The sequence below is a fragment of the Mesorhizobium sp. M0048 genome, assembly GCF_040323405.1.
Classification (GTDB): domain Bacteria; phylum Pseudomonadota; class Alphaproteobacteria; order Rhizobiales; family Rhizobiaceae; genus Mesorhizobium.
Map to the genome: position 1 here is coordinate 177,395 of NZ_JAMYUV010000006.1, position 21,135 is coordinate 198,529.

At 62.1% G+C, this 21,135-nt stretch carries 20 protein-coding genes; 15 read left to right on the forward strand and 5 right to left on the reverse strand.

The features are described from left to right. Positions 1-14: 14 nt before the first annotated feature. The 4 genes from NKJ84_RS09000 to NKJ84_RS09015 all read left to right on the forward strand — a co-directional run bounded on the left by NKJ84_RS09000 (position 15) and on the right by NKJ84_RS09015 (position 5,032). Positions 15-1,223, forward strand: a complete 1,209-nt coding sequence (locus NKJ84_RS09000) for an acetyl-CoA C-acetyltransferase (protein ID WP_352506174.1) — start codon at positions 15-17, stop codon at positions 1,221-1,223. Between the two features lie 12 nt (positions 1,224-1,235). Then, on the forward strand, positions 1,236-3,455 hold the full coding sequence (locus tag NKJ84_RS09005) for a 3-hydroxyacyl-CoA dehydrogenase NAD-binding domain-containing protein (protein ID WP_352506175.1): 2,220 nt from the start codon (positions 1,236-1,238) through the stop codon (positions 3,453-3,455). 81 nt (positions 3,456-3,536) lie between these two features. Further along, positions 3,537-4,181: a S24 family peptidase gene (locus NKJ84_RS09010; RefSeq protein ID WP_352506176.1), complete on the forward strand. Its 645-nt coding sequence runs from the start codon at positions 3,537-3,539 to the stop codon at positions 4,179-4,181. An 11-nt stretch (positions 4,182-4,192) separates the two neighbouring features. Beyond that, positions 4,193-5,032, forward strand: coding sequence for a thermonuclease family protein (locus tag NKJ84_RS09015; protein WP_352506177.1), 840 nt, complete (start codon positions 4,193-4,195; stop codon positions 5,030-5,032). On the opposite strand, the gene NKJ84_RS09020 is transcribed toward NKJ84_RS09015, so the two are convergent. Further along, a complete protein-coding gene (locus NKJ84_RS09020) occupies positions 4,995-6,650 on the reverse strand; it encodes a lysine--tRNA ligase (RefSeq protein ID WP_352506178.1) in 1,656 nt (551 codons plus the stop codon). The two genes, NKJ84_RS09015 and NKJ84_RS09020, sit on opposite strands and share 38 nt — an antisense overlap. 248 nt (positions 6,651-6,898) lie before the next feature. On the opposite strand from NKJ84_RS09020, the gene NKJ84_RS09025 reads away from it, so the two are divergent. After that, positions 6,899-7,309, forward strand: coding sequence for a tellurite resistance TerB family protein (locus tag NKJ84_RS09025; RefSeq protein ID WP_352506179.1), 411 nt, complete (start codon positions 6,899-6,901; stop codon positions 7,307-7,309). A gap of 8 nt (positions 7,310-7,317) precedes the next feature. Here NKJ84_RS09025 and NKJ84_RS09030 read toward each other — a convergent pair whose 3' ends face one another. Next, positions 7,318-8,169 (reverse strand): ABC transporter substrate-binding protein, encoded by an 852-nt coding sequence (locus tag NKJ84_RS09030; RefSeq protein ID WP_352506180.1) that lies wholly within the window; start codon positions 8,167-8,169, stop codon positions 7,318-7,320. A 270-nt stretch (positions 8,170-8,439) separates the two neighbouring features. On the opposite strand from NKJ84_RS09030, the gene NKJ84_RS09035 reads away from it, so the two are divergent. From NKJ84_RS09035 to NKJ84_RS09045, 3 genes are all read left to right on the forward strand, one after another. Continuing rightward, positions 8,440-9,171 carry a helix-turn-helix transcriptional regulator gene (locus NKJ84_RS09035; RefSeq protein ID WP_352506181.1) on the forward strand — a complete coding sequence of 244 codons (732 nt, stop codon included), beginning with the start codon at positions 8,440-8,442 and terminating at the stop codon, positions 9,169-9,171. A 97-nt stretch (positions 9,172-9,268) separates the two neighbouring features. After that, complete coding sequence (locus NKJ84_RS09040) at positions 9,269-9,907, forward strand: acyl-homoserine-lactone synthase (RefSeq protein WP_023677342.1); 639 nt, start codon at positions 9,269-9,271, stop codon at positions 9,905-9,907. Positions 9,908-9,922: 15 nt separating this feature from the next. Continuing rightward, positions 9,923-10,672 (forward strand): enoyl-CoA hydratase-related protein, encoded by a 750-nt coding sequence (locus tag NKJ84_RS09045; protein ID WP_352506182.1) that lies wholly within the window; start codon positions 9,923-9,925, stop codon positions 10,670-10,672. A 24-nt stretch (positions 10,673-10,696) separates the two neighbouring features. Here NKJ84_RS09045 and ppk2 read toward each other — a convergent pair whose 3' ends face one another. Further along, on the reverse strand, positions 10,697-11,599 hold the full coding sequence (gene ppk2 / locus NKJ84_RS09050; RefSeq protein WP_352506183.1) for a polyphosphate kinase 2: 903 nt from the start codon (positions 11,597-11,599) through the stop codon (positions 10,697-10,699). A 213-nt stretch (positions 11,600-11,812) separates the two neighbouring features. Between ppk2 and NKJ84_RS09055 the strand changes: the two genes are divergently transcribed. From NKJ84_RS09055 to NKJ84_RS09065, 3 genes are all read left to right on the forward strand, one after another. After that, positions 11,813-13,078, forward strand: a complete 1,266-nt coding sequence (locus NKJ84_RS09055) for a sensor histidine kinase (protein WP_352506184.1) — start codon at positions 11,813-11,815, stop codon at positions 13,076-13,078. Positions 13,079-13,195: 117 nt separating this feature from the next. Continuing rightward, the gene (phoU, locus tag NKJ84_RS09060) at positions 13,196-13,921 is read left to right on the forward strand and encodes a phosphate signaling complex protein PhoU (protein ID WP_352506185.1); all 726 of its coding nucleotides are present in this window, start codon (positions 13,196-13,198) and stop codon (positions 13,919-13,921) included. 117 nt (positions 13,922-14,038) lie between these two features. Next, complete coding sequence (locus NKJ84_RS09065; RefSeq protein ID WP_023677347.1) at positions 14,039-15,046, forward strand: magnesium and cobalt transport protein CorA; 1,008 nt, start codon at positions 14,039-14,041, stop codon at positions 15,044-15,046. A 110-nt stretch (positions 15,047-15,156) separates the two neighbouring features. On the opposite strand, the gene NKJ84_RS09070 is transcribed toward NKJ84_RS09065, so the two are convergent. Then, positions 15,157-15,681 (reverse strand): GcrA family cell cycle regulator, encoded by a 525-nt coding sequence (locus tag NKJ84_RS09070; RefSeq protein WP_352475925.1) that lies wholly within the window; start codon positions 15,679-15,681, stop codon positions 15,157-15,159. 355 nt (positions 15,682-16,036) lie between these two features. On the opposite strand from NKJ84_RS09070, the gene NKJ84_RS09075 reads away from it, so the two are divergent. From NKJ84_RS09075 to NKJ84_RS09085, 3 genes are all read left to right on the forward strand, one after another. Beyond that, positions 16,037-17,236 carry an aspartate aminotransferase family protein gene (locus NKJ84_RS09075; protein WP_352506186.1) on the forward strand — a complete coding sequence of 400 codons (1,200 nt, stop codon included), beginning with the start codon at positions 16,037-16,039 and terminating at the stop codon, positions 17,234-17,236. 14 nt (positions 17,237-17,250) lie between these two features. Continuing rightward, positions 17,251-18,162, forward strand: a complete 912-nt coding sequence (gene argF, locus NKJ84_RS09080; protein ID WP_352506187.1) for an ornithine carbamoyltransferase — start codon at positions 17,251-17,253, stop codon at positions 18,160-18,162. Between the two features lie 177 nt (positions 18,163-18,339). Beyond that, positions 18,340-19,350: an Hsp33 family molecular chaperone gene (locus tag NKJ84_RS09085; protein WP_352506188.1), complete on the forward strand. Its 1,011-nt coding sequence runs from the start codon at positions 18,340-18,342 to the stop codon at positions 19,348-19,350. Positions 19,351-19,356: 6 nt separating this feature from the next. Here the strand turns inward: NKJ84_RS09085 and apaG are convergent, their stop codons facing one another. Beyond that, entirely contained in the window at positions 19,357-19,749 is a 393-nt protein-coding gene (gene apaG / locus NKJ84_RS09090) for a Co2+/Mg2+ efflux facilitator ApaG/CorD (protein ID WP_352506189.1), read from the reverse strand. 228 nt (positions 19,750-19,977) lie between these two features. On the opposite strand from apaG, the gene NKJ84_RS09095 reads away from it, so the two are divergent. After that, the gene (locus NKJ84_RS09095; protein WP_352506190.1) at positions 19,978-21,132 is read left to right on the forward strand and encodes a ceramide glucosyltransferase; all 1,155 of its coding nucleotides are present in this window, start codon (positions 19,978-19,980) and stop codon (positions 21,130-21,132) included. Positions 21,133-21,135 lie beyond the last annotated feature (3 nt).

Sequence of the window (21,135 nt, forward strand, 5' to 3'; positions counted from 1 at the left end):
ACAGGAGATCACCAATGGCCGAAGCTTATGTCTATGATGCGGTGCGCACGCCGCGCGGCAGGGGCAAGAAAGATGGCTCGCTGCACGAAGTGCCGGCGGTGCGGCTCGGCGCCAAGGTGCTCGAGGCCATCCGCGACCGCAACGGGCTGGACACTAGCACCGTCGACGACATCATCTTCGGCTGCGTCGATCCGGTTGGCGAGGCGGGTGCGGTCATTCCACGTGCCGCCGCTTTCGAGGCCGGCTACGACACCAAGGCGCCCGGCATGCAGATATCGCGCTTCTGCGCCTCGGGCCTCGACGCCATCAATTTCGGCGCCGCCAAGATCGCGCAAGGCGCCGACGAGATCGTCATTGCCGGTGGCGTCGAATCAATGTCGCGCGTCGGCATGGGCGCCTCCGGCGGCGCCTGGTTCATGGATCCCTCGGTCGGCCTGCCCGGCTGGTTCGTGCCGCAAGGCATATCGGCCGACCTGATCGCCACCAAATACGGATTTTCGCGCGACGATGTCGATGCCTACGCGGTCGAAAGCCAGAAGCGTGCCGCCAAGGCGTGGGGCGAGGGCCGCTTCAAGAATTCGGTGATCTCGGTCAAGGACCAGAACGGCCTGACCATCCTCGACCATGACGAGCACATGCGGCCCTCGACCGACATGCAGTCGCTGGCCGCACTCAATCCGTCCTTCGTCATGCCGGGCGAAATGGGCGGCTTCGACGCCGTCGCCGTGCAGAAGCATCCCGAGGTGGAAGAGGTCAACCACGTCCACCATGCCGGCAATTCGTCCGGCATTGTCGACGGCGCGGCGGCCGTGCTGCTCGGCTCGAAAAAGGCGGGAAAGACGCTCGGCCTCAAGCCGCGCGCGCGCATCCGTGCGTTCGCCAATATCGGCTCCGAACCGGTGCTGATGCTGACCGGCCCGGTCGACGTCACCGAGAAGCTGTTGAAGCGGGCGAAGATGAAGCTGCAGGACATCGACTTGTTCGAGCTCAACGAGGCCTTCGCTTCGGTGGTGCTGCGCTACATGCAGGCTTTCGACATTCCGCATGACCGGATCAACGTCAATGGGGGGGCCATCGCCATGGGCCATCCGCTCGGCGCCACCGGTGCGATGATCTTCGGTACGGTGCTGGACGAATTGGAACGCCGTGATCTCAACACCGCGCTGGTGACGCTTTGCATCGGCGCCGGCATGGGCACTGCAACGATCATCGAACGCGTCTGACGGAGAGAGATGATGAGCTACACCAATTTCACCCTCGACATCGACGCCGACGGCATTGCGCTGGTCACCTGGAACATGCCGGACCGTTCGATGAACGTCTTCACCGAGGAGGTGATGCGCGAACTGAACGCCATCGTCGACAAAGTGGCAAGCGATGCAGTGATAAAGGGCGCGGTGATCACCTCCGGCAAGGATACGTTCTCGGGCGGCGCCGACATCACCATGCTGCAGAAGATGCTGGCGACCTTCGCCGCCGACAAAGCGAAGGACCCGGAGAAGGCGACCAAGGCGCTGTTCGACAAGGCGGGCGCTATGAATGGCCTGTTCCGTAAACTGGAAACCTCGGGCAAGCCGTGGGTTTCGGCGATCAACGGCACCTGCATGGGCGGCGCGTTCGAATTGTCGCTCGCCTGCCATGGCCGTGTCGCGGCCGATTCCGACCAGGTGAGGATGGCGCTTCCGGAAGTGAAGATCGGCATTTTTCCAGGTGCCGGCGGCACCCAGCGCGTGCCACGGCTGACCGACCAGCAGCAGGCGCTGCAAATGCTGACGTCCGGCCAGACGCTGTCGCCGCAGAAGGCCAAGTCAATGGGCTTGATCCATGAGATTGCCGAGGCGGACAAGCTGGTCGAAACTGCCAAGGCGATGATCAAGAACGGCTTGAAACCGGTGGCGCCATGGGATGAAAAGGGCTTCAAGCTGCCCGGCGCTCCGATCTATTCGGTGGCAGGTGCCAATCTGTGGCCGCCGGCCATCGCCATTCTGCGCCGCGAGACCTTTGGCAATTATCCCGCTGCCGCCGCCATCCTGAAATGCGTCTACGAGGGCCTGCTGGTGCCGTTCGATACCGCCTTGCGGATCGAGCAACGCTACTTCACCGAGATCATGCAGACCAGGGAAGCGGCGGCGATGATCCGCTCATTGTTCGTCTCGCTGCAGGAACTGAACAAGGGCGCTCGCCGCCCAGCTGGTGTGCCGGAAACGACGTTCAAGAAGATCGGCGTGCTCGGCGCCGGCTTCATGGGCGCCGGGATCGCCTATGTAACGGCCAAGGCCGGCATTCCGGTGGTGCTGCTCGACCGCGACATGGAGTCCGCCGCCAAGGGCAAGGCGCATTCCGAGACCCTGATCTCGGATCAGGTGAAGAAGGGCCGTGCCAAGTCGGAGGACAAGGATCGATTGCTGTCGCTGATTACGCCAACGGCCGATTACGCGGATCTTGCCGGCTGCGATCTTGTGGTCGAGGCGGTGTTCGAGGACTCGGCCGTCAAGAAGGATGCCACCGAACAGGCCGAGGCTGTACTCAAGCCGTCGGCGATCTTCGCCTCGAATACGTCGACCATACCGATTACATCGCTGGCCAGGAATTCGGCGCGGCCGAAGAATTTCATCGGCATCCACTTCTTCTCGCCGGTCGACAAGATGATGTTGGTCGAGATCATCCTCGGCAAGAAAACCGGCGACAAGGCGCTGGCCACCGCGATCGACTTTGTCCGCGCCATCAAGAAGACGCCGATCGTCGTCAACGATACGCGCGGTTTTTACGTCAATCGCTGCGTACTGCGCTACATGTCGGAAGCCTACAAGATGCTGATCGAAGGTGTTCCGGCGCCGATGATCGAGAATGCGGCGAAAGCCGCTGGCATGCCGGTCGGTCCTCTAGCGTTGACCGACGAGACGGCGATCGACCTTGCCCAGAAGATCATGAAGCAGACCACGCGCGACCTCGGCGACAAGGCGGTCGATCCGAAGCAGATGGCGCTGATCAACACGATGGTCGACACGCATGGTCGCTTGGGCCGTAAGAACAGCAAGGGCTTCTATGACTATCCGGCAAAACCGGCAAAGAAGAAGCTTTGGCCAGGCCTCAGGAACCTCTACCCGCAGCTGTCGCCGGAGCAGGTCGACTATGAGGAACTGAAGCAGCGGCTGCTGGTCACCATCGCGCTTGAGGCGGTACGGGTCATGGAAGAGGGCATCGTTACCGACCCACGCGAGGCCGATGTCGGCTCGATCCTGGCCTTCGGCTTCGCACCCTATACAGGCGGTGCACTGTCCTACATCGACGGCATCGGCGCGAAGAAATTCGTCAAACTCGCCAAGCGCCTGCAGAAGAAATACGGCGCCGAGTTCAAGGCGCCGAAGCTGCTGCTCGAGATGGCCGAGAAGGGCGAGACCTTCTACGAGCGCTTCGATCCCTATACCAGGAACGAGGCCAAGGAGGCGGCCTGACGCCGTCTCCGGCGGTGGACAAGATGGCGGCCAAGGGGTAGAACAGCGAAGGTATTTTTTCCTGTTTCGAAGGAGAGCAAGGTGCTCTCGCACGACCGCGTTTGGGCCGCCATCGACGCTCTTGCCGAGCGTTATTCGCTTTCGGCCTCCGGACTGGCCAGGCGCGCTGGGCTCGACTCGACCGCCTTCAACAAATCGAAGCGGCTGTCCTCAGATGGGCGGCCGCGCTGGCCGTCTACCGAATCGCTGGCTAAGATCATCGAGGCGACCGGCGCCTCGCTGGATGAATTTGCAGGACTGGTCGAAGGCCGGGGTAATTCCGGCGCACTGCCCGTGCAGAAATCGTCGGTGCCGCTGCTTGGCTTCGCCCAGGCGGGCGCCGGTGGCTTCTTCGACGATGCCGGGTTTCCGGCGGGGCAGGGATGGGACCTGATCGAATTGCCGGCACGGGCAACCGAAAGCTCCTATGCGTTGAAGGTCCAGGGCGATTCCATGCTGCCGCTCTACCGCAATGGCGATGTCCTCATCGTCGAGCCGGGAGCTACCATACGAAAGGGCGATCGCGTCGTCGTCAAGACCAATGCCGGCGAGGTGATGGCCAAGGTGCTCGACCGCCAGACACCGAAGTCGATCGCGCTGGTCTCCCTCAATCCCGATCACCCGGACCGCGACATCCCCATGCGCGATGTCGAATGGGTGGCGCGGATTGTCTGGGCAAGCCAGTAGGCGCGGGGCCGGTGCGTCTGCCTCACCTTGCCTTGGCTGTTCTGGCGATCCCGGCGATGGCCACGGCAATTGTCGCCGGCGGCCGCGCCGTCCAGAGCGAAAGCGGCGGCCCCTGGGAACAAATCCAGGTCGGCGCTGAACCGCAGCCCGCCGCGCCGGCTACGTCGGCCATCCCGAAACCAGTGCCGGCCAAGCAGGCGGCGCATTCGAGGGCAATCGATCCAGAAATCGTGGTGCCGCCGCAGCTCGGTTCCAACGAGCTTGAACGGATAGAGCCGCGCGCCCCGTTGAGCGATCTGGCATTGGCCGGACCGCCCAAGCCGCCAAAAACGAAAATGCCCGACGACTGGAAAGGCACGAAACTATTCCAGCCCGTCGCCTCGGCCGCCGGGGTCATCGAAGCAAAGGGCTATTCGATTGCGGTTTCCGGTATCGACATCGTCAAGCAGGAGGAGACTTGCACCGACGGCGGCGAGTCCTGGAATTGCGGCATTCGGGCGCGAACGGCCTTCCGCGCCTTTCTCCGCAGTCGTGCTGTGATCTGTGCCGTGCCGCCCGAAGGCGGTCGTGATCTGATCCCCGCCGAGTGCCGGATCGGCAATCAGGATATCGGCCAATGGCTGGTCGAAAATGGCTGGGCGCGCGCCGCCAAGGGCGGCCCTTATGTAGAAGCCGGCGAGAAGGCGCGTGCAGCAAAAAAAGGCGTCTTCGGGCCGGCGCCGAGCGTTTCAGGCCTGCCGCCGCTCCCGGCTGCTGCGTCGCGATCCGCGCCTGTAGCGCCTAGCTCGATCCTGGAGGAGCAGGACGGCGCCCTCATGCCGCCAGCTGACCAGCCAGCGCCCGCTGAATGAGCTCACGCGTTTCGGCGATGCCGTAGAGCGCGGCGAAGGAGCCGAAGCGCGGCCCGCGTTCCTGACCTATCAGCACCTGATAGATCATCTGGAAGAAGGCGACGGAGACACCGGGTCCGCCCTCCGGGCTCTGCTTGGAATGATCCTGGTAGCGCTCGATCTTGCGCGCAACATTGAGGGCAGCGTTCTGGATCGCCTCGCTGTCGGCATTAGCCGGCAGCGCGGCGAGCGCTTCCGAAAGCTTGGTCAGCGCCTCGCGCTCGACCGCGTCGGCAGCACGGTACACTTTCGCCGGCTTCACGAAATCGTCGAAATAGCGGATGGCATATTCGGCCAGCCGGTCGAGCTCGGGATGGGTCGTCGGCGTCACACCCGGCGCGTGGCGCGAAATGAAACCCCACAGCACGTCCCTGTTCTGCGCATTCGAGGCGCTGACCAGGTTGAGCAGCAGCGAGAACGGAACCGGCAGGTCGACTGCCGGGGGATTGCCGTCATGCATGTGCCAGACCGGATTGCCCAGCCGCTCCTTCCAGTCCTGCCTCTGATAGGCAGAGAGGAACGTATAATACTCGTCCACTGCCTTCGGGATAACGTCGAAATAAAGCTTCTTCGCGGTTCGCGGGCGCTGGAACATATAAAGGCTAAGACTCTCGGTCGGCGCGTAAGTTAGCCACTCGTCGATGGTTAGCCCATTGCCCTTCGACTTCGAGATCTTCTGGCCGTGCTCATCGAGGAACAGCTCATAATTGAAGCCCTCCGGCGCCGGAGCATCGAGCGCGCGGCAAATCTGCCCGGCGAGCTTGACGGAATCGATCAGATCCTTGCCGGACATCTCGTAATCGACGCCGAGTGCTGCCCAGCGCATCGCCCAATCGGGCTTCCATTGCAGCTTGGCATGACCGCCGGTCACCGGCGTCTCGAAGCGCTCGCCGGTGTCCGGATCGCGCCACACTATGGTGCCGGCGTCGAGCTTGCGCTCGTCGATCGCGACTTGCATGACGATCCCGGTTTTGGGATGGATCGGCAGGAAGGGCGAATAACTCAGCGCCCGTTCCTCGCGCAGCGACGGCAGCATAATTGCCATCACCTTATCAAAGCGCTCGAGCATCTTGAGCAGCGTCGCGTCGAAGCGGCCGGAAGTATAATAGTCGGTCGAGGAAGCGAATTCGTAATCGAAGCCGAAACGGTCGAGGAAAGCGCGCAGCCGTGCGTTATTGGCGGCGCCGAACGACGGATACTCATTGGAGAAAGGGTCCGGTATCCTGGTCAGCGGCTTGCCGAGATAGGCGCGCAGCATGTCCTTGTTAGGCACATTGTCCGGCACCTTGCGCAATCCGTCCATGTCGTCGGAGAAGCACAGCAGTCGCGTCTTGACCTTGTCTTCAGTCAGCACGCGGAAGGCGTGGCGCACCATAGATGTGCGCGCCACCTCGCCGAAGGTGCCGATATGCGGCAGGCCGGACGGGCCGTAGCCGGTCTCAAACAGCACCGTTTCCGGGTAGCCACCGATCGCGTAGCGAGCGACGATCTTTTTCGCTTCCTCGAATGGCCACGCCTTGCTTTCGGCGGCGGCGGTAAGGACTTCCGGGCTGAGATCGATCGGCTGTTGTTCGACCATGATGCTATTCCTGCAACTTGCCGGCATCCATGCCGGCAGCCGCATGCTCTAGACCATGATCCCGAAAAGTGGAACCCGGTTTCAGGGCAGGACCGCGATCAGGCAAGAAGATTAAGAGCTCCCGTCCCAATTTAGTCGGGATGGATCAAGTTCCAAGGCGTGACCGGAGCGCCAACGATGGCGGCTGTTTTTCCTTGCGGCGCTGGTCTCTCGTTCCTAACTTCGGGACCCATCTCAAGGAGTTGTAAATGCCATTGTCGCCACACGAAGCCATGATCTACCTGATGGTCATCACTTCGGCGTCGGACCGCGACATGACCGACATCGAACTGGCGCGGATCGGCGACGTCGTTCGATCCTGGCCGGTGTTTGAGGATTTCAATCAGGAGCGGCTGGTCGATGTCGCTCAGGCCTGCCAGGAAATGCTGCAGGAGAAGGACGGGCTGGAGGGCGTCCTGGCGCGTGTCGCCGAGGCGCTTCCGGAACGCTTGCGTGACACTGCCTATGCCGCCGCCTTCGAGGTTGCGGCCGTCGATCTCGAAATGCGCCTGGAGGAGGTGCGCGTGCTGCAGCTCGTCCGCCGGGAACTCGATCTCGATGCGCTGACGGTCGCCGCCATCGCGCGAGCCGCCAAGGCGCGCCTTCGCACGCTGACCTGAGCCGGCAGTCAGAAAAAGCTGACCGGAAAATAGCGAAGATAGAACTCGGCGAACGTACCTTTCACCGAAATTTCCTGCAGCGCGTAGTCGAATGCGGCCGCCAGTGCCGGATCGTCGGCCCTGGTGGCGATCGCCATGCCCGAGCCAAGGTATTCGGGCGCCAGATAGGGGCCGCCGGCAAAGCGGCAACAGCCAGCCGCATCGGAGCCGCCGAGCCAGAAGGCGAAACGCATGCCGTCGCCGAAGGCGGCGTCGATCTTGCCGGCTTTCAGCCTGCCATAAAGCTCCTCCGGCTTTGCGAAGGGGACGATTTGGACGTCGCCGAAATAAGTGCGCAGCATCCGCTCATGCGCGGAATCGGCTATCACGCCGACACGTTTGCTGCGCAGCCTGTCGAACATTGGTTCGGTCAGCGCCTGTGTCTTCAGCATGATGAAGCGTGCCGGAAATTGCAGGTAGGGGCGTGAGAATGCGTATTTCGACCGCGACTCCGGCCTCGCGGCGATGCCGGCAATGATCGCTTCGCCTTCGCCTTTCCCGAGCGCACCTTCGAGCTCGGCCCAGGGCAGCGCCTGGATCTGGCATTTTTCGGCAATGCCGAGCTCGGCGCAGATGGCGCGCGCCAGGTCGACATGGAAGCCCGACAGCCGGCCTGCCCCATCGAGGAAATTGAACGGCGGGAAATCCGTGGTGGTCAGGAATCGCACCCGCGGCAGCATCGAAAGGTCCGGCTTTGGCAGCCGCTCCTTGGCGTCCCAAAACACCGGCACCTGCGGCTCCGCGGCGAGCGCATCAGCCGCAAGCGATTGCGCTCCGATCAATATCGAAATCAATGAAATGGATATGCGCCGAAACGCCACGCGACGACTCCGTCCGATCTTGCCCGACTTTAGTACGAAGTAACACAGTTTTTTGTACGAAAATAACGCATGCACAACGGTTTTTGGTTTCATCGTGACGATTTAGGGATATTGTTTAGTGAGTTTGCAAATGACTGTGTGATGCCGGCTGAAGAGGAGCGGTAGGGCGCACAAAGGGAGCAGCTTTGCAGTCCGGGGTTGATGGCGTGGTGCGGGTTGATCACTGCCATTGGCCTCAAGAGCGGAAGGCAACATGGGGTAGATGTTGCGATGGGTCATTTCGATCGTACCCTGGAACTGATAGATCAGTTGCAGCACGCCGGCACAGCGGCCGCCGTCTGCGAAAAGCTGCTGGGGGTAACAAGCGGGTTCGGGCTGACGGCGCTGATGGCCGGGACGGTTCCGCAACCCGGCACGCCGAGAAATCGGCAAAAGGACCATGTGCTGCTTTGCGACTGGCCGGCTGAATGGCTTGAGCGCTACGTTGCGCGCAACTACGTCGATCACGATCCAGTCGTCAGCCACATGAAGCAGCTTCAAGCGCCATTCCAGTGGCGGGAAGCGTCTCAGGGCATCCCTATCGGCAAGAGCGGCGGCGATGTCATGGGTGACGCCGGCGAATTCAAGCTGCGCGACGGGTTGGCCTTCCCGCTGATCACGCTCGATGGCCAGATCGTCATGGTGTCGCTGGGCGGCGAGGCTGTCGAATTGTCGGGCGCCGAATTCGGGCTGGTGTCGCTGGTCTCGACTTATGCGATTGGCCGCGCCATGCAGCTCCACACTATGGCGGGCAAAACCATCGACCATGTCGAATTGACGCCGCGTGAGCGCGAATGCCTGCAATGGGCCGCCGTTGGCAAGTCCGAATGGGAGATTTCACAAATTCTCGGCATTTCGGAACACACGTCAGAGAAACACCTTCTTAACGCCAAAAGCAAACTCGGTGCCGTCAACCGGGTCCAGGCCGTCGCGGAAGCGATAAGGCGCGGCTATATTAACTAGGTCGGCCGCGCCGGCCTAGAAATTCTTGCCTACGCGATCGCGTAATTTTTTCGGGGAAGCACGGCCGTATCTTCCTATTGAAACTAGGAGACGGCAAATGCTTTTTTCCCTCACGACCCAGGAATTGATGGAACGGCCCGACCTCTGGGAGGCAGTTCATCGTTTGCGTTACAGAGTTTTCGTCGAAGAGATGGGATGGACCGATCTGCAGCGCCCCGACGGCCTCGAGATCGATCAATTCGACCACGACGAGGCAGTGCACCAGATCGTCATCCGCAATGGCGAGCTCGCCGGTTACCAGCGGATGTTGCCGACGACTCGGGCACATCTTCTAACCGATGTGCTGGCGGACCTTTATGAGGGAACCCCACCGTCGGGCCCGAATGTCTATGAACTGACCCGCTATGCGGTTGCACCGGGGTTCCGCGACGGCCGGCGCGGCGTGTCGACGGTCGGCACGGAGCTGATCGCCGGCTTCGTCGAGTGGGGTCTGAAGCGCAACGTCAACCAGGTTATCATCGAATTCGAGCCGATGTGGGTGCTTCGCGCGCTGCAGCTGCATTTCCTGGCAACGCCGCTCGGTTACCAGCGTACCTATGGCAACCAGCAGGTGGTTGCCACACTGCTCACCTTCAACGAGCACACGCTCGACGTGGTGCGTTCGCGCCGCAACCACTTTGCGCCGGTGCTGGCCAGAGGGTACCCGGACATGCTCGGACAGAGACGCGCCTCGTGAGATTGGAGAGAGGCCATGAACGTTCATTCAAAAGCAGAATTCCGCAATCACACGCTGATCGTCACGGTATCGTCGGGTGACGGCCGCCCGGTGCTGGACAGGCTGGCCTATGAAAGCCTGGCCAGGACATTCCATGAAGCCGCTGCCGACGACCACGTCCGCGTCGTGGTCCTGCGCGGTCTGGCCGGGTGCTTCTGCCTCGGCGCCGATTTCTCCGAATTTCTCGACGCCACCAAACATCGGCGACTGATCGACGCCGTTACCGATATGTTTCGCACGCTGGCGACATTCCCGAAACCGGTCCTTGCCTGTGTCGACGGCGACGCCGTCGGCGTCGGCTGCACCATCCTGTTCCACTGCGACATGGTGATCGCCTCGAGCAAGAGCACGTTTCGGGTGCCGTTCGTCGATTTCGGCTTGGTGCCGGACGCGGCGACCAGCATCCTGGCGCCGCAGAAGCTCGGCTATGCCGGGGCGTTCCGCTTCTTCTGCCTGGGCGACACGCTCGCCGCCGAAGATGCCAGGGCACTGGGCCTTGTCGGCGAGATCGTGACGGACGCCAGCGTCGAGGAAGCCACGTTGGCAAGAGCCAGGCAACTCGCCAAGAAGCCTGTCGCGGCGCTGCAGCAGACGCGCGACCTGCTTAGGGGCGACACCGGCGCGCTCTGCGACCGCATCGACCAGGAGATCTCCCTTTTCCAGCAGGCGCTGCAGGACGACACTACGCTGAAGCGACTGCAGCGGATTGCCCGGCTGGCGGCATGACAGCCGCGTATCGATGAGGTGAGCTTATTTTTCGAGGAAAGTCGGCCCTTCGCCGATGATCTTCTTGTCCACCTTACCGATGACGTCGAGATCGCGGCCGTCATAGGGAAGCGACAGGAGAATGCGCTGCATGACGGCCAGCCGCGCGCGCCGCTTGTCGTTCGCCCGCACAATGATCCAGGGCGCGAACTCCTTGTGCGTGCGTTCCACCATCAGGTCGCGCGCCTTGGTGTAGTCGTCCCATTTGGTGATGCCGGCGATGTCGATCGGCGAAAACTTCCAGCTCTTCAGCGGGCTCCAGCGACGGTCGTGGAACCGCTCGAGCTGTGTTTCCCGGCCGATGTTCAGCCAGAATTTGAAGAAATGGATGCCTTCGTTGCGGATCATCCGCTCGAAATGCGGAACCTCGTCCAGAAATTGCTCGTGCTGCTCGGGCGTGCAGAATCCCATCACCGGTTCAACACCGGCGCGGTTGTACCAGGAGCGGTCGAAGGTGACGAATTCGCCCGACGTCGGGAAGTGGTCGACGTAACGCTGGAAGTACCATTGTCCAAGCTCGGTGGGTGTTGGCTTGGTCAGCGCCACGTTGCGCGCCGTGCGAGGGTTCAGATACTGGCGCAAAACGAAGATCGTGCCGCCCTTGCCGGCAGCGTCGCGCCCCTCAAACAGCGACATTACCCGCTTGCCTGTCGACTGCAGCCACGCCTGCGCCTTGACCAGCTCGATCTGCAGCTTCTCTAACCTCTCGTCATACTCCTCGCCCTTCATTTTCTTGTCGTAAGGGTAGCCGCCGGCGGTGAGCTTGCGGTCCTCGATCCAGTCGGGAAGCGTCGGAGCCTCGATGTCGAACTCCCGCTCCTTGCCGTAGATCATGATCTTCAGCGGCCCCGATGAAGCTGCAGTGGGGCTTTCTTTGGCGTTTTTCATCGAGACGAACCTTTCCAGCCTCCGGACTCATGCTATTGGAAGCCTTACGGCATCGGCCCGAAAATCGGAATCGATTTTCGGAAAGAACGATGCAGCAGATAATGCGGTAGAGCGTCCTTTGTGCGCCCAATTGGACGCACGGCGCTCTAGCGTCGGTCCAGCAGGAAGTTATTGAGCGTTGGCCGCACACGGAGCGCAGGCGACGGAGCGCAAATGGCCGATATCGGCACAGAGCGGAAAGGCAGGGCGCAAGCCGTCGCCATGCGGCTGTGGAACAGCCGCTGGCTGCTAGCGGCCGGCTTCGTTGCGGTTCTGATCGTTTATGGTTTTGCCGGCATGTCTGGCTATGTGGTGCTGCTGGCAGGCGCCGTGCTGGTTGCCGCGGCGATACTGCCGGCCGGCGTCGCCCGTCAATCGACCGAAAATGCCGCGGCCGTCGAGGCGAGCGGCTTGCAACAACTTTCCGGCGAATATCTCGCGGCAGCGGTTGCCGATCCGCTGATCATTTTCGATCGTTCCGCCGCCATCGTCCATGCCAACGCCGCCGCCTTTGCAGCCTTTGGCGGGATTGCCCCCGGCATGTCGCTGTCGCTGAAATTCCGCGCGCCCGAAATGCAGTCCTTGCTGGATAATATTTTGGCAGGCAACGTCGCATCGGACAGCGTCGACTACATAGAAAGGCTGCCGGTCGAACGAGCCTATCGGGTGAGCGCGTCTTCTGTCGGTCACGCCACGGATCTCTACGTGCTGGTGTTTAAGGACCAGAGCGAAGCGCGCCGGATCGACAGAATGCGCGCCGACTTCATTGCCAACGCCAGCCACGAGCTGCGCACGCCTCTCGCCTCGATTGCCGGCTTCATCGAGACGCTGCGCGGGCCGGCCCGCAACGACCCTGCGGCACGCGAGCAGTTCCTGCAGATCATGCAGAACCAGACCAGCCGCATGGCGCGCCTCATCGACGACCTTCTGTCGCTGTCACGGCTGGAGATGAAGCCCTATCTCAAGCTGGGAACCGAGGTCGATCTGCGCCAGGCCATCGACAGCGTAATCGATTCGCTTGGGCCGCTCGCAAAGGAAAACGGCGTCGTCATCGAGCGTGATTTCGCGGAAGGACCGCTCGCCGTGCCCGGCGATCGGGACGAGCTTTTCCAGGTCTTCGAAAACCTGCTGGAAAACGCCTGCAAATATGGTCAGTCGGGCGGACGCGTCGTGGTGTCGATCACGCGCAGCGACAGCGATACCGAACCGGGGATCGACGTCACTATCAGGGATTTCGGCCCCGGCATTCCCGAAGAACACATCCCGCGCATCACCGAACGCTTCTACCGCGTCGACGTCGAGAACAGCCGGACCCAGAAGGGCACCGGCCTTGGCCTATCCATCGTCAAGCATATCCTGACCCGGCACAACGCCAGGCTCTCCATCTGGTCGGAAGTCGGCAAGGGTGCGGCGTTCACCGTCCATTTGCCGGCTCGCTGACGCAGTACTATCTCTAGCCCATGATGGGCCGTTTCTTTTTTCTGTCATCCGGCTAGCGTATCAGCGGGGATTCGAGGGAGCGACTCAACCACAAGATCCCGGGAAGGCATTTGGTCCATGCAGTCCGTGCACATCGTCAGCGCCTATGACGAGGAGCTGAAATATCTGTCGAAGCGCATCGCGGCGATGGGCGGGCATGCCGAGCGCATGGTCGAGCAGGCCGTCGCGGCACTGGTCAATGCGGATCCGGGACTTGCCCAGAAAGTCATTCGAGACGACCTGGTTCTGGATGAGGGGCAGCGCGAGATCGACGACAAGGCGATCATCATCATCGCCAAGCGCCAGCCGATGGCGACGGATCTGCGCGAGATCGTCGGTGCGATCCGCATCTCGGCGGACCTCGAACGGGTAGGCGACCTCGGCAAGAACGTCGCCAAGCGAGTGGTTGCTGTCGCTGATGGGCGCCAGCCGAGCAGCCTGTTCCGCGGCCTCGAGGCTTTGGCTAATCTGGCGCTGACACAGCTCAAGGAAGTACTCGACGTCTACGCATCGCGGTCGGTGGAAAAAATCGGTTTCGTGCGCGACCGCGACGACCAGATCGATGCCATGTACACCTCGCTGTTTCGCGAGTTGCTGACTTACATGATGGAAGACCCACGCAACATCACGCCCTGCACGCATCTCCTGTTTTGCGCCAAGAACATCGAGCGCATCGGCGACCACGCCACCAACATCGCCGAGACGATCTACTATATCGTCACCGGGGACCAGATGCCGGCCGATCGTCCGAAGGGCGACAAGACGGACAAGGTTATTCTTCCCGCAACGCAACCAGCGAAATGAGTGTCTCTCGATACTAATGCGAATTTCGGATTCGCCACCTGACAGAAAATTGCGCTAAGCTTTCGACGCGCTGACTTCTCAGTTCCGCGATGAAGGCCCCGCCTCCAGGAGGCTGCGATGGAATATGTCCGCGAGTTTGCTCCTGCGCCGCCGATGTCGGGTATAATCGCTTGCGGCGTCTATACGGCTGGGCGGCGCATCGCCGACATTCCGATCGAGGAAGCCGGCGAATGGGCCGGGAAGCCGGGCCACGTGGTCTGGATCGGACTGCTGGAGCCCGACCGCAATTTGTTACTGCGCGTCCAGGCGCAATTCCATCTGCATGAGCTGGCGATCGAGGACGCCGAGCATCCGCACCAACGGCCGAAGATCGAGCAATATGGCGATGCCCTATTCATCGTTGCCCGCACGGCGCAGTTGATCGACAGCCGTGTCACCTTCGGCGAGACGCATCTGTTCGTCGGCGCCGGCTATATCGTCAGCGTCAGGCATGGCCCCTCGACCTCCTACGCCGCCGTTCGCCAGCACTGGGAAAGCTGTCCGCATTCCCTCGCCAAGGGCGAGGATTTCGTCCTCTACGCCATTCTCGATTTCATCGTCGACAACTACATGCCCGTGCTCGAGCAGATCGAAAACGAGGTCGAGGCGATCGAGGACAAGGTTCTGCTGAAACCGATGACCGGCTCCGATATCGAGCGGCTTTACATGCTGCGCCGCGATCTCTTGCGCCTGCGCAACGCTGCTCTGCCGCTGGTGGAGGTCTGCCGGCGGCTGACCAGCGCCGATCTGCCGCAAATCCACACAGCCATGCACCCGCTGTTTCGCGACGTCACCGACCATATCCGCACTGTCCAGGAAAAGATCGACAGCCTGCGTGAGGTTCTCGCTTTCGCCTTCGAGGCGAGCCTTCTGGTCGGTCAAAGCCAGGAGACGGCGATTTCCAAGAAGCTTGCCTCATGGGCCGCCATCTTGGCCGTGCCCACGGCATTCGCCGGCATTTATGGCATGAATTTCAGCGACATGCCGGAACTGAGGATGGAATATGGCTACCCGGCCGTCCTGGCGGCAATTGCCCTGATCTGCACGTTTCTTTACTGGCGGTTTCGCAAGAATGGGTGGCTGTAAGGGTAAGGGAATAGGCAGTAGCCAGTAGCCAGTAGAGAATAGGCAATACGGGAGTGAGTTGTTGGCGAAACGACCCTTGTGAAGCGCTATCTTCCCCTACTGCCTACTGCCTATCTATGCCGCCGCCGCTCCGATGCTGGCTGAAACGCCACGCGGGCGTGGTACTTGCAGTAGGGCCCGGTTTCGGCGGCGTCGTTGCCGCAGAAATGGAAATCTTCCGAAAGCGGATCGCCATTCGGCCATTTGCAGGTGCGCTCGTTCAGCTCGACGAGTTGCAGATGCCGCGAGATCGGCACGACGACGTTCTCGACCGGGCGGATATAGTGGCGCGCCACCGGTTCGGCATCGAACTGCGCCTTGAGCGCGGTCGCACCGATCGACATCGACGTGGTGGCATGGCGCGTGGCGCTTGCTGCCCGAGACACCGATTTCTGGATCGTCGATCCCTGTACCGTCTTCTTCTGGCGTGCCGGTGAAGCGGTCGTGCGTCCGCGACCGGACAGTTTCAGCCGGTGCACTTTGCCGATGACGGCATTGCGGCTGACCCCGCCAAGCTGTGCGGCGATCTGGCTGGCGCTGAGGCCCTCCGACCACAATTTTCTGAGAAGTTCGACTCGCTCGTCAGTCCAGTTCATGAGACCGCGCTCCTGCTGAAACGTGCGGCAATCGGAATCCATTCCCGACCCGGCTTCTGCCGGGCAGACACCACATATATCGGGTGATTAGGTCCGCCGCACGAAATCTAGTTATTTCTCTACTACAATTACCTTATGCGCTGACTCGGTGACAAGAGTCCCAAGGCCAACACGAATCGGTTTTTTCGGTTTTCCCCAACTTGCCCGGTCGCTTATGAGCCGGCGTTATGCTGGAGGGCTTGCCGCACGTCCTTGCGCGACCTTTTCGTTGACTTCACGGCCGAAAAACACGATAAGCCACAAGGGCCGCCGCTTTGGCGGCTTTTTGATTTTTCCGGTTCCGGAGACGCATATAATGAGCGGTTCGGCGCTTTTCGAGACCTTTGTTCGCGCACCCCTGGCTTTCGACCACGGTGAAGGCACCTGGCTGGTCACCGATAAGGGCGAGCGATATCTCGATTTCGCCGGCGGGATCGCCGTCAATTCATTGGGCTACAGCCATCCGCATTTGGTCGCGGCCCTCACCGAGCAGGCCGCCAAGCTCTGGCACGTCTCCAATCTGTACGAGATTCCGGGACAGAGCCGGCTCGGCGAGCGGCTGGCCGACGCCAGCTTCGCCGACAAGGTGTTTTTCACCAATTCCGGCGCAGAGGCGCTCGAATGCGCCATCAAGACGGCGCGGCGCTACCACTTCGTCAAGGGCCATCCCGAGCGATACCGCACAATCACCTTCGAAGGCGCCTTCCACGGCCGTACCCTGGCGACCATCGCCGCCGGCGGCCAGTACAAATACCTGGAAGGTTTCGGTCCCAAGGTCGACGGCTTCGACCAGGTCGGCTTCGACGATGTGGATGCAGCCGAAAAGGCGATCACGCCTGAAACCGCGGCGATCCTGATCGAGCCGGTGCAAGGCGAGGGCGGTATCAGGCAAGTGCCGACACAATCGCTGAAGCGGCTCAGGCAGCTCTGCGATCAGCACGGACTGCTTCTGATTTTCGACGAGGTCCAATGCGGCGTCGGCCGCACCGGAAAGCTGTTTGCGCATGAATGGGCGGGCGTCACCCCCGACCTGATGGCGGTGGCCAAGGGCATCGGCGGCGGCTTCCCGATGGGTGCCTGCCTCGCCACCGACCAGGCGGCGGTCGGCATGACCGCCGGCGTGCACGGCACCACCTTCGGCGGCAATCCGCTGGCGATGGCGGTCGGCAACGCCGTGCTCGACGTGGTGCTGGAAGACGGCTTTCTCGAGGACGTCCGGCGCAAGGCGCTGCTGTTGAAGCAGGGGCTCGCCGGTGTCGCCGACGAATTTCCGGATGTTATCGAAAGCATCAGGGGCACCGGCCTGATGCTTGGGCTTAAATGCGCGATGCCCAACACCAAGGTCACGGTGGCACTGCGTGACCAGCATCTCTTGACGGTTCCGGCCGGCGACAACGTTATCCGCCTGCTGCCGCCTCTCACCGTCACTGACGCCGAGATCCACGAGGCGCTCGAGCGCATTCGTGCCGGCGCCAAGAGCCTGGCGGATGCCATCGTCGCTGCCGCTGCGAAGTAATCCTGGAATTCCTGATGTCCCTTCGCCATTTTACCGATCTTTCTGCCGTTTCCGAAGGCGATCTGCGCTTCATGCTCGACGACGCAGCTGTGCGAAAGGCAAGGCTCAAGGCCGGAGAACGCAGCAAGCCGCTCGAAGGCAAGGTGCTGGCGATGATCTTCGACAAGCCGTCGACGCGCACGCGCGTATCGTTCGACGTCGGCATGCGGCAGTTGGGTGGCGAGACGATCATGCTGACCGGCACCGAGATGCAGCTTGGCCGCTCGGAGACCATTGCCGACACGGCCAAGGTGCTGTCGCGCTATGTCGATGCCATCATGATCCGCACCACCTCGCATGACCGGCTGTTGGAACTGACGGAAAACGCTACGGTCCCCGTCATCAACGGGCTGACCGACGAGACCCATCCCTGCCAGCTGATGGCCGACATCATGACCTTCGAAGAGCACCGCGGTCCGGTGGCCGGCAAGACGATCGCCTGGACCGGCGACGGCAACAACGTGCTGCATTCGCTCCTGGAGGCATCTGCGCGGTTCCAATTCAAGCTGAACGTCGCCGTGCCCGAGGGCAGCGAACCGGCTCAGAAGCATGTCGACTGGTCGAAAGCCAATGGCGGCAAGCTGAAATTCACCCGCTCGCCCGAGGAGGCCGTTCACGAGGCCGACTGCATCGTCACCGACTGCTGGGTGTCGATGGGCCAGGAGCACCGTGCCCGCGGCCACAATGTCTTCCTGCCCTATCAGGTCAATGCGGCACTGATGGCGAAAGCCAAGCCGGACGCGCTGTTCATGCACTGTCTGCCGGCGCATCGCGGTGAGGAGGTTACCGACGAGGTCATCGACGGACCGCATTCTGTGGTGTTCGATGAGGCCGAGAACCGGCTCCATGCCCAGAAGGCGGTCCTGGCCTGGTGCCTGGGCGCTTGATACGGGCCGCGATGATCCGGGCCGGCCTGATCTGCGCCGCCTTGATCCGGGCCGCCTTGATCTGGGCCGCCTTGATCCGGGAGTGGGTGGTGCCTATCTCAGGCGCATCACGCAAATCGAGCGCGTCTCGTCGCATGCGCCCCGGAGGGCGGCATCGCCGCGCCCCGGAGCTTTGTCATGTTGGAAACTCATCAATTGGCTGAACATAAACCCAAGCTCGGCGAATTCGGCTACGCCGGCGACGATCATGTCTTGCCGTTCGAGGTCGGCCCGCTCGACGTGCGCGGCCGCACCGTCCAGCTCGGGCCGATGCTCGACGCCATTCTCAGCCGCCACGACTATCCCGAGCCGGTCGCCCGGCTCCTGGCCGAAGCCTGTGTGCTGACGGTACTGCTCGGAACTTCGCTGAAATTCGAGGGCAAGTTCATTCTGCAGACCCGCACCGACGGGCCGGTCGACATGCTGGTCGCCGATTTCTCCACGCCGCACGCGCTGCGCGCTTATGCCCGCTTCGATGCCGACCGGCTGCAGGCTTTGACTTCTGCCGGCGAGACGTCACCGCAGACGCTGCTCGGCAGCGGCGTCCTGGCGCTGACCATTGACCAGGGCGCTCACACGCAGCGCTACCAGGGCATCGTCCAGCTCGACGGCGTCACACTGGAAGATGCCGCACGCACCTATTTCCGCCAGTCGGAGCAGATTCCGACGGACCTCCGCCTTTCGGTTGCCAAGCTTCTGACGCCCGGCGTCGGCGGTGCCCGCGAGCAATGGCGGGCCGGTGGCCTGCTGGCGCAATTCCTGCCGCAGTCGGCGGAGCGTATGCGCGTACCCGACCTTCCCGGTGGCGACGGCGATCCGCGTGAGGAAATCCATGACCCGACCGACAATTCCTGGCAGGAGCTGCTGGCGCTGCTTGGTACCATTGAACCGACCGAGCTGATCGATCCGACGATCGGCGCCGAACGGCTGCTTTACCGGCTTTTCCACGAGCATGGCGTCCGCGTGTTCGGCGGCGTGCCGGTCGCCGACCAGTGCTCATGCTCGAGGGAGAAGATCCGCGGCATTCTCGAAGGCTTTTCCGCCGAGGAGATCAGGGACAGCACCGAGGATGGCAGCATTCACGTCGCCTGCGAATTCTGCTCGAAGCAATATGACTTCGACCCGGCGGAGTTTGCAGCGGCTGGATGACGGCCCTCAATTGACGGTGCGCCGCGTGCCCGGCAAATCGAGCGAGAAGGCGGGGATGGCGACGTCGAACGTCTCGCCCCGCTTGTTGCGCATTGTGTAGTGCCCGACCATGATGCCGGACGGGGTCGAGAGCGGGCATCCGGACGTATACTGATAGCTGTCGCCGGGGTTGAGTCCGGGTTGCTCGCCGACGACCCCGGTGCCGCGCACTTCCTCGACTTTGCCGGTACCGTCGGTGATGTGCCAGTAGCGTGAAAGAAGCTGCACGAACTCATCCGACTGATTGTCGATGGTCACCTGGTAGCCCCAGACATAGCGGTTTTGCGGCGGATCGGAGTGATCCTCCAGATAGAACGGCCTGACCTGCACTTCGATGTTGCGGGTGACGGCGCTGTACATAAACTGCTCCAAAGCAATGTAGATGGAACTTTCGATGCTCAGCGCAGTTTGGTCAACGATGCGCAGCATCTTCTTGCCCGATCTCAAGCGCAGGTGCCGAAAAACAATGTCATTTGAGTGACACATGACAATGATGGTGTGCAGGCTTGTGCCGGACGACTCAGCGTTCTGTCGAATTGTTGAAAACGGCTGTCATGCGGCCGGCATTTCTGGAGTGACCAGATCTCGATGGAACCGACATACGCAGCCGCCCTCCTTTCCATAGCCCTCCTTCTTTCAAATCTCGCCAGCATCCTGTTAGCTTCGCAGAAGCTGAAGCGACCAGCCAGTATTGCACCGCCCGCGGCCAACGCGCCGCCGGTATCGATCGTCATCCCGGCGCGCGGCGTCGAGCCGTTTGCCGAAGAGACGCTGGAGCGCGCCTTCTCACTCGACTGGCCGCGCTACGAACTCATCTTCTGTGTCGCCCATGCCGACGACCCGGTGGTCAAGCCGATCACCGCCGCAATGGCGCGCTTTCCAGCTATTCGCGCCCGCCTTCTGGTCGGTGACGACCGCATCAGCGGCAATCCAAAACTCAACAATTGCGTGAAGGGTTGGGAGGCGGCGCGTTATCGCTGGGTCATCCTTGCCGATTCCAACGTGCTTATGCCGAGCGACTACGTCCAGTACCTGATGGCGGCGTGGCGGCACGACACTGGCCTCGTCTGCTCGACGCCGATCGGCTCGCGGCCGGACGGCTTCTGGGGGGAGGTCGAATGCGCCTTTCTCAACACGCTGCAGGCACGCTGGCAGTACGCTGGAGAGGCGCTCGGCCTCGGCTTCGCCCAGGGTAAGAGCATGTTGTGGAACAAGCCAATGCTCGATGCCAATGGCGGCATCCGCGCGCTTGCCGCCGAGATCGCCGAGGACGCCGCCGCGACCAAGCTGGTCAATGGGCTCGGACTGCGGGTCAATCTTGTCGCCTCTCCCTTCGAACAGCCGCTCGGCCGGCGCACGCTTGGCGAGATCTGGTCACGGCAGGCGCGCTGGGCGCGGCTGCGCCGCGTCACCTTTGCACTGTTCTTTGCCCCCGAAATCCTGATCGGCGCGGCACCGCCGCTAGTGCTTGCACTGATCGCTGCGGCTGACGCCGGCGTCAGCCTGCCGGCAACCGCCATCGCCGTGCTGGTCGCGGCCTACCTGCCGGAATGCGCCTTGGCCTCGGCCAAGGGATGGCACCTGTCGCCGCGCACGATCCCGGCGATGATGGCACGAGACCTGATGCTTCCCGCCATTTGGGCGCGCGGATGGCTGAGCGGCGCCGTCGACTGGCGCGGCAACGTGATGACTATCCAGACAAAGACTGTCGCGGAGCTGGAAGAGACCCCGTCCGGCGCCTGATCG